Source organism: Bradyrhizobium sp. SHOUNA76 (assembly GCF_023006445.1).
Taxonomy (GTDB): domain Bacteria; phylum Pseudomonadota; class Alphaproteobacteria; order Rhizobiales; family Xanthobacteraceae; genus Bradyrhizobium.
Window position 1 is genome coordinate 1 of sequence record NZ_JALBHA010000375.1, and the last position, 6,587, is coordinate 6,587.

The 6,587-nt window shown below is 65.1% G+C and carries 6 protein-coding genes; 2 read left to right on the top strand and 4 right to left on the bottom strand.

Going from position 1 to position 6,587, the window contains the following annotated elements:
- The coding region (ppc, locus tag MOV74_RS27955; RefSeq protein ID WP_246929822.1) for a phosphoenolpyruvate carboxylase at positions 1 to 2,004 on the top strand (2,004 nt) is incomplete at its 5' end.
- Positions 2,005 to 2,100: 96 nt separating this feature from the next.
- Here ppc and MOV74_RS27960 read toward each other — a convergent pair.
- The 4 genes from MOV74_RS27960 to MOV74_RS27975 all read right to left on the bottom strand — a co-directional run bounded on the left by MOV74_RS27960 (position 2,101) and on the right by MOV74_RS27975 (position 5,917).
- Positions 2,101 to 3,210 (bottom strand): SMP-30/gluconolactonase/LRE family protein, encoded by a 1,110-nt coding sequence (locus tag MOV74_RS27960; protein WP_246929823.1) that lies wholly within the window; start codon positions 3,208 to 3,210, stop codon positions 2,101 to 2,103.
- Between the two features lie 129 nt (positions 3,211 to 3,339).
- Positions 3,340 to 4,254, bottom strand: a complete 915-nt coding sequence (locus tag MOV74_RS27965; RefSeq protein ID WP_246929824.1) for an SDR family oxidoreductase — start codon at positions 4,252 to 4,254, stop codon at positions 3,340 to 3,342.
- Between the two features lie 106 nt (positions 4,255 to 4,360).
- Positions 4,361 to 5,500, bottom strand: a complete 1,140-nt coding sequence (locus MOV74_RS27970) for a thiolase C-terminal domain-containing protein (protein ID WP_246929825.1) — start codon at positions 5,498 to 5,500, stop codon at positions 4,361 to 4,363.
- Positions 5,501 to 5,503: 3 nt separating this feature from the next.
- The gene (locus tag MOV74_RS27975) at positions 5,504 to 5,917 is read right to left on the bottom strand and encodes a Zn-ribbon domain-containing OB-fold protein (RefSeq protein WP_246929826.1); all 414 of its coding nucleotides are present in this window, start codon (positions 5,915 to 5,917) and stop codon (positions 5,504 to 5,506) included.
- A 177-nt stretch (positions 5,918 to 6,094) separates the two neighbouring features.
- On the opposite strand from MOV74_RS27975, the gene MOV74_RS27980 reads away from it, so the two are divergent.
- The coding region (locus MOV74_RS27980) for an amidase family protein (protein WP_246929827.1) at positions 6,095 to 6,587 on the top strand (493 nt) is incomplete at its 3' end.

A 6,587-nucleotide genomic window follows, 5' to 3' on the forward strand; every position in this document is an offset into this window, starting at 1 on the left:
GCCTCGTTCCTGCGCATGGGCAGCTGGATCGGCGGCGACCGCGACGGCAATCCCTTCGTCACCGCCGACGTCATGCGCGGCACGCTGCGGCTGCAGTCGAGCCGTGTCATGCAGTTTTATCTCAACGAGCTGCACGTGCTCGGCTCGGAGCTGTCGATCGCGGCCCATCTGGCCGACGTCTCCGAGGAGCTGCGTAACCTGGCGGAGCGCTCGCCGGATACCTCACCGCACCGGAGCGGCGAGCCCTATCGCCTCGCGGTGTCAGGCATCTATGCGCGCCTGACCGCGACGGCCGAAATGCTCGAGGTCGAGATCACGCGCAGGCCGGTCGGCAAGGGCGCGCCTTACGGGAGCGTCAGGGAGCTGCAGGCCGATCTCGACGTGCTGCACCGCTCGCTGATCTCCAACAATGCGCGCGTCATCGCCCGCGGCCGGCTGCGGCTGCTCCGGCGCGCGGTGGATTGTTTCGGCTTCCATCTCGCCCGGCTCGACATCCGCCAGAACTCGGCGGTGCACGAACGCACCATCGCCGAGCTGATGGATGCCGCCAACCCCGGCATGTCCTATCTCGCGCTCGGCGAGGATGCCCGCATCTCGCTGCTCACGAACGAGCTGCGCTCGACGCGCGCGCTGGTCTCGCCCTTCGTCAAGTACAGCGACGAGACCATGGGCGAGCTCAACGTGTTCCATGCGGCCGCGGAGGCGCATGCCAAGTTCGGCTCGGACGCCATTCCCCAATGCATCATCTCGATGTGCAAGGGCATGTCCGACATGCTCGAGGTCGCGGTGCTCTTGAAGGAGGTCGGCCTCGTCCATCCCTCCGGCCGCAGCGCCATCAACATCGTGCCGCTGTTCGAGACCATCGAGGATTTGCAAGCCTCAAGCGGCATCATGGACCGCATGCTGTCGCTGCACGATTACCGACGCCTCGTCGACAGCCGCGGCAGCGTGCAGGAGGTCATGCTCGGCTATTCCGACAGCAACAAGGATGGCGGCTTCGTCACCTCGGGCTGGGAGCTCTACAAGGCCGAGATCGGTCTCGTCGAGGTGTTCGAGCGCCACCACGTGCGCCTGCGCCTGTTTCACGGCCGCGGCGGTTCGGTCGGCCGCGGCGGCGGTCCGAGTTATGACGCCATCATCGCCCAGCCGGGCGGCGCGGTGAACGGGCAGATCCGCATCACCGAGCAGGGCGAGATCATCTCGTCGAAATATTCCAACGCCGAGGTCGGCCGCAACAATCTGGAGATTCTCGCCGCGGCAACGCTGGAAGCGAGCCTGCTCAATCCGCGCCAGAGCGCGCCGCGCCGGGAATATCTGACCGCGATGGACGAATTGTCGAACCTCGCCTTCAAGGCCTATCGCGGCCTCGTCTACGAGACTGACGGCTTCGTCGATTATTTCTGGGCCTCCACCGTGATCAACGAGATCGCAACGCTCAACATCGGCAGCCGTCCGGCCTCGCGCAAGAAGACCCGTGCGATCGAGGATCTGCGCGCGATTCCCTGGGTGTTCTCCTGGGCGCAATGCCGCCTGATGCTGCCGGGCTGGTACGGCTTTGGCAGCGCGGTCGAGCAATGGATCGCAGATCATCCCGAAAAGGGCATGCCGTTCCTGAAAGAGCTCTACAAGGAATGGCCGTTCTTCCGCATGCTGTTGTCGAACATGGACATGGTGCTGGCGAAAAGCTCGATCGCGATCGCCTCGCGCTATGCCGAGCTCGTGCCGGACGAAGCCCTGCGCGAAAAGATCTTCGGCCGCATCCGCCGCGAATGGCATTCCTGCATCGAGACGCTGCTCGACATCATGGGGCAGGACCGGCTGCTGCAGGGCAATCCGCTGCTGGAGCGCTCGGTCCGCCACCGCTTCCCCTATCTCGATCCGCTCAACCACGTGCAGGTCGAGCTGCTGAGGGAGCACCGCGCGCAGAACCCGGACGAGCAGGTGCTGCGCGGAATTCAGCTGACGATCAACGGGATCTCGGCGGGGTTGCGGAATACCGGTTGATCTCATCCCGTCGTTCCGGGGCGCCCGAAGGGCGAGCCCGGAACCTCGAGATTCCGGGTTCGATGCTTCGCATCGCCCCGGAATGACAGTCTGCACTCAACAGAAATGCGCCCCCTGCGTCTCCACATAGACCGCATACAGCGACTGGCTCGCGGTCATGAACAGGCGGTTGCGCTTCCTGCCGCCGAAGCAGACATTGGCGCAGGTCTCGGGCAGGAGGATTTGCCCGATGCGCGCGCCGTCGTTCGGTGCGAACACCTGCACGCCGTCATAGCCGGGTCCGACCCAGCCGGCACCGACCCAGATATTGCCTTCGGTGTCGACGCGCAGGCCGTCGGGGAAGCCCGACTTGCCCTCGAGCTTCATGTCGATCAGCCGCTTCGGGTTCGAGAGCTTGGCTCCGTCGATGTCGTAGGACCACACCACATTCTCGGCCTGCGGATAATGCGTGATGCCGGTGTCGCAGACATAGAGCTTCTTGTAGTCGTGGCTGAAGGCGATGCCGTTGGGCTTGAACGGCTCGTCCGCGACCTTCGCGACCTGCCCGGTCTGGGGGTCCAGGCGATAGACCGCTTCCTTCTGATGCGGCTGCAGCGAGCCGGTATTGGCGAGCTTGCCCTCGTAGATGCTGATCGCGCCGTAACCGGGATCGGTGAACCAGATTGCCTTGTCGTTTGGATGCACGACCATGTCGTTCGGGCCGTTGAGCGGCTTGCCATTGGCCTGCTCGGCCAGCGTCGTGGTCGAGCCGTCATGCTCGTAGCGGACAAGGCGCGTGCGCTCGGCGCTGAGCTGGCGTCCCTCGGTGTCGAACGAATTGCCGTTGGCCTCATTCGACGGTTTGTGGAACTGCTCGGAGATGTGGCCGTCGTCGTCGAGATAGCGAAGCTGCCGGTTGGCCGGGATGTCGCTCCAGACGAGATATTGCCCCTGCGCATTCCATGCCGGCCCCTCCGCCCAGAGGCAGCCGGTATAGAGCCGCTTGATCGCGGTGTTGCCGACCTTGGCCTTGAAGCGCTTGGGGTCGATGGCGACGATATCAGGGTCGGGATAGCGTTGCGGCTCGGCATTGGCGCCGAAGTCGCGGGCCTCGGCGCGCGAGGCGAGGGCAGTGGCCGCGAGAGCCGCCGTGCCTTTGAGGAGAGTCCGGCGGCCGAGGCCGCTCGTTACAGCGGTGTCGCCGGAGTTGGTCACTATTCTTGTCATGGTTTCCTCCCAAAGTTGCGTTGGGAGGGCACCATTCGCCCGCATTCGGGCGTAAAGCGGGGCGATCTCCGGCCGAGACAACCAGAGATCGCAGGGCAGGGATGCCGGAAATGCGGCTGGACGGGATCCCTACACGGGATCCCAGGTGAAGATGTCGGCCGAGCGGTCGAGCTTGTAGAACGAGCCCTTCAGCGCCGGCATGCCGTGTTCGGCGATCGACTGCGGCGTCCAGCCTTCGGCCCGCTGCACCGAGCGGATCGGCCTGTTCTGGCTGAACAGGAAGATCTCGTTCATGCGCACGCCAAAGATCTGGCCCGTGACGTCCTTGGCGGAATCGGAGATCAGATAGCCGCAGAGCGGGGCGATCTTTTCCGGTCCCATCTGCTTGATCTTCTCGACCCGCGCCTTCTCCGCCTCGGTCTCGGTCGGGATGGTACCGATCATGCGGGTCCAGGCGAACGGCGAGACGCAGTTGGAGCGGACGTTGAAGCGGCCCATGTCGAGCGCGATCGACTTGGAAAGACCGACGATGCCGAGCTTGGCGGCGGCGTAGTTGGCCTGGCCGAAGTTGCCGATCAGGCCGGAAGTCGAGGTGAAGTGCACGAAGGAGCCCGACTCCTGCTCGCGGAAGATGCGCGCGGCGGCGTGGCTGACGTAGAACGAGCCCATCAGATGGACCTTGATGACGGCCTCGAACGCCTCCACGCTCATCTTGTGGAAGATCATGTCGCGCAAAATGCCGGCATTGTTGACGACACCGTCGAGCCGGCCGAAATGGTCGGTCGCGGTCTTCACGATCTTGCTGGCGGGGATGGCTTCGGCGACCGACTCGAAATTGGCGACCGCAGTGCCGCCGCGCTTCTTGATCTCCTCGACGACTTCTTCGGCCGGTGCCGCGTTGGCGCCGGCGCCGTCGGAGGCGCCGCCGGGATCGTTGACGACGACCTTGGCGCCTTCCGCCGCACAGAGCAGCGCGATCTCGCGCCCGATACCGCGGCCTGCGCCGGTGACGATGATGACCTTGTCCTGCAGTGATTTGCTCATGTGGGTGCCTCCTGTTGTGCCCGTCATTCCGGGATGGTGCGAAGCACCAGACCCGGAATCTCGAGATTCCGGGTTCGCGCTGCGCGCGCCCCGGAATGACGGTGCGTTACTTCTCGTTCGTAAACACGATCGTGCCACTCGCGGCGAACATGCCGCCGACGCCGTGACACACCGAAATCCTCGCATTCGGCACCTGCGCCGGCGCGATGCCGCGCATTTGCCGCACGCTCTCCTGCAGCGCGTACATGCCATACATGCCCGAATGCATGTAGCTCAATCCGCCGCCATTGGTGTTGAGCGGCAACTTCCCGCCGGGGCGCGTGTTGCCATCCGCGATGAACTTGCCGGTCTCCTCATGCGGCATGAAGCCGAGATCGCCGAGGCCGAACAGCGGCAGATGCGCGAACGCGTCGTAGATCATGAGATGGTCGACATCCCCGTGCGCAATGCCGGCCTCCTTGAAGGCCAGCGGCCCCGCGGTCTTGAACGCGCGCGAGGAATTGAAGGTCTCCATCTGGCTGACCATCGGCGTTTCCACGCTCTCGCCGGTGCCCATGATGTAGACGGGCTTGCGCGGGAAATCCCTGGCGCGCTCGGCCGAGGTCAGGATCAGCGCACCGCCGCCGTCGGTGACGAGGCAGCACTGCAACAGGCGAAACGGATAGGCGATCATGCGCGAGTTGAGCACGTCGGCGACGGTGATCGGGTCCTTCATCATCGCGCGCGGATTCTTCGCCGCCCATTCCCGCTGCACCACGGCGACCGAGGCCAGCTGCTCGTGCGTGATGCCGTAGGTCTTCATGAAGCGCAGCACGGGAATCGGGAACATGCTGGGCGGACCGTAGACGCCGTAGGGCGCCTCGAACTGGCCGTTGAGGCTGTCGGCCGGCGTCGAGCGCGGCAGCTTGCCGATCATCGACTTGCCGCTCTCGGCATGCGTGATCAGCACGGTCTTGCACAGGCCGGCCTCGATCGCCGCGGCCGCGTGGCGGACGTGCAGCATGAACGAGCAGCCGCCGACCGAGGTGCCGTCCACCCAGGTCGGCTTGATGCCGAGATAATGGCAGACCTGCTGCGGCGTTTCGACCGCGGTGGCGAAGCCGTCGATATCGGACAGCTTCAGCCCGGCATCGGCGATGGCATTGAGCGCCGCATCGGCGTGAAGCTGAAGCTGCGAGGCGTTGGGGATGATTCCAAGCTCGGTGGTCTCGGCCGCGCCGACGACGGCAACCTGGTTGCTGCGCATGGTCTACCCCTTCGCCGGACGGAAGACGGGGAGGGTGATCTTGTCGTCGAGCGCCTGGAAGGCGACCTCGAGCTTCATGTCGAGCTCGAGCGCTTCCGGCGTCTGCGGGCAGTCGATGATGTTGCTCATCAAGCGCGGCCCCTCGTCGAGCTCGACCACCGCGATCGCATAAGGCGGCGTGAAGCCGGGCGCGGCGGGACGATGGTTGATCACGTAGCTGTAGAGGAAGCCCTTGCCGCTCGCCTTGAAGACTGAAACCTTGCGCGAGGCGCAGGACGGGCAGAACGGGCGCGGCGGGAAGTAGACATGCGCGCAGGCGTCGCAGCGTTGCAGGCGCAGTTCGCCCGCCTTCGTGCCGTCCCAGAAATGCTGGGTCTCCGGCGTCGGTTTCGGTCGCGCGCGCTGCGGTTCGGCCATCTCGGCGGCTCCTCCAAGAGACAGGCTTCACGCCTGCCTGTTTCGATCTTGATGCGACAATCGACCATGGTGCGTCAACGGTCCAGCAATACGCATGCATGCCATCATGCGCACAATGCTTGTGTCGAACTGAGGCAGCGCTATAGATTGCGCGCGACAATATTCCGTGAGACAGACATGCCCGAATTTCCGACACTGGCGAAGCTCGCCGAGGACCTCGAAAGCGGCCGCACCACCGCCCGCAAGCTGGTCGAGGCCTGTATCGCCAGGATCGCCGATCCCACTGGGGAGGGCCAGCGCGCCTTCATCCATGTCGACAAGGACGCCGCGCTCGCGGCCGCCGACGCGATGGACGGCCTTCGCAAGGCCAAGGCGGCGCCGTCGCGCTACGCCGGCATCCCGATCTCGATCAAGGATCTGTTCGACATCAAGGGACAGGTGACGCGCGCCGGCTCGCGCGCGCTCGACGATTCCCCACCGGCCGAGCAGGATGCCGTGACGGTAGCGCGCTTGCGCAAGGCCGGGTTCGTCGTGATCGGGCGCACCAACATGACCGAGTTCGCCTATTCCGGCATCGGCATCAATCCGCATTACGGCACGCCGAAGGGTGTCTGGAACCGGGCCGCGGGCCATGTGCCGGGCGGCTCCTCCTCGGGTGCTGCGGTCTCCG

What these genes read in the sequence shown, in the direction of transcription:
- MOV74_RS27965 (WP_246929824.1), bottom strand. Translation starts at nt 4,254, where the DNA reads ATGAGCAAATCACTGCAGGACAAGGTCATCATCGTCACCGGCGCAGGC.
- MOV74_RS27975 (WP_246929826.1), bottom strand. Translation starts at nt 5,917, where the DNA reads ATGGCCGAACCGCAGCGCGCGCGACCGAAACCGACGCCGGAGACCCAG.
- MOV74_RS27960 (WP_246929823.1), bottom strand. Translation starts at nt 3,210, where the DNA reads ATGACAAGAATAGTGACCAACTCCGGCGACACCGCTGTAACGAGCGGC.
- MOV74_RS27970 (WP_246929825.1), bottom strand. Translation starts at nt 5,500, where the DNA reads ATGCGCAGCAACCAGGTTGCCGTCGTCGGCGCGGCCGAGACCACCGAG.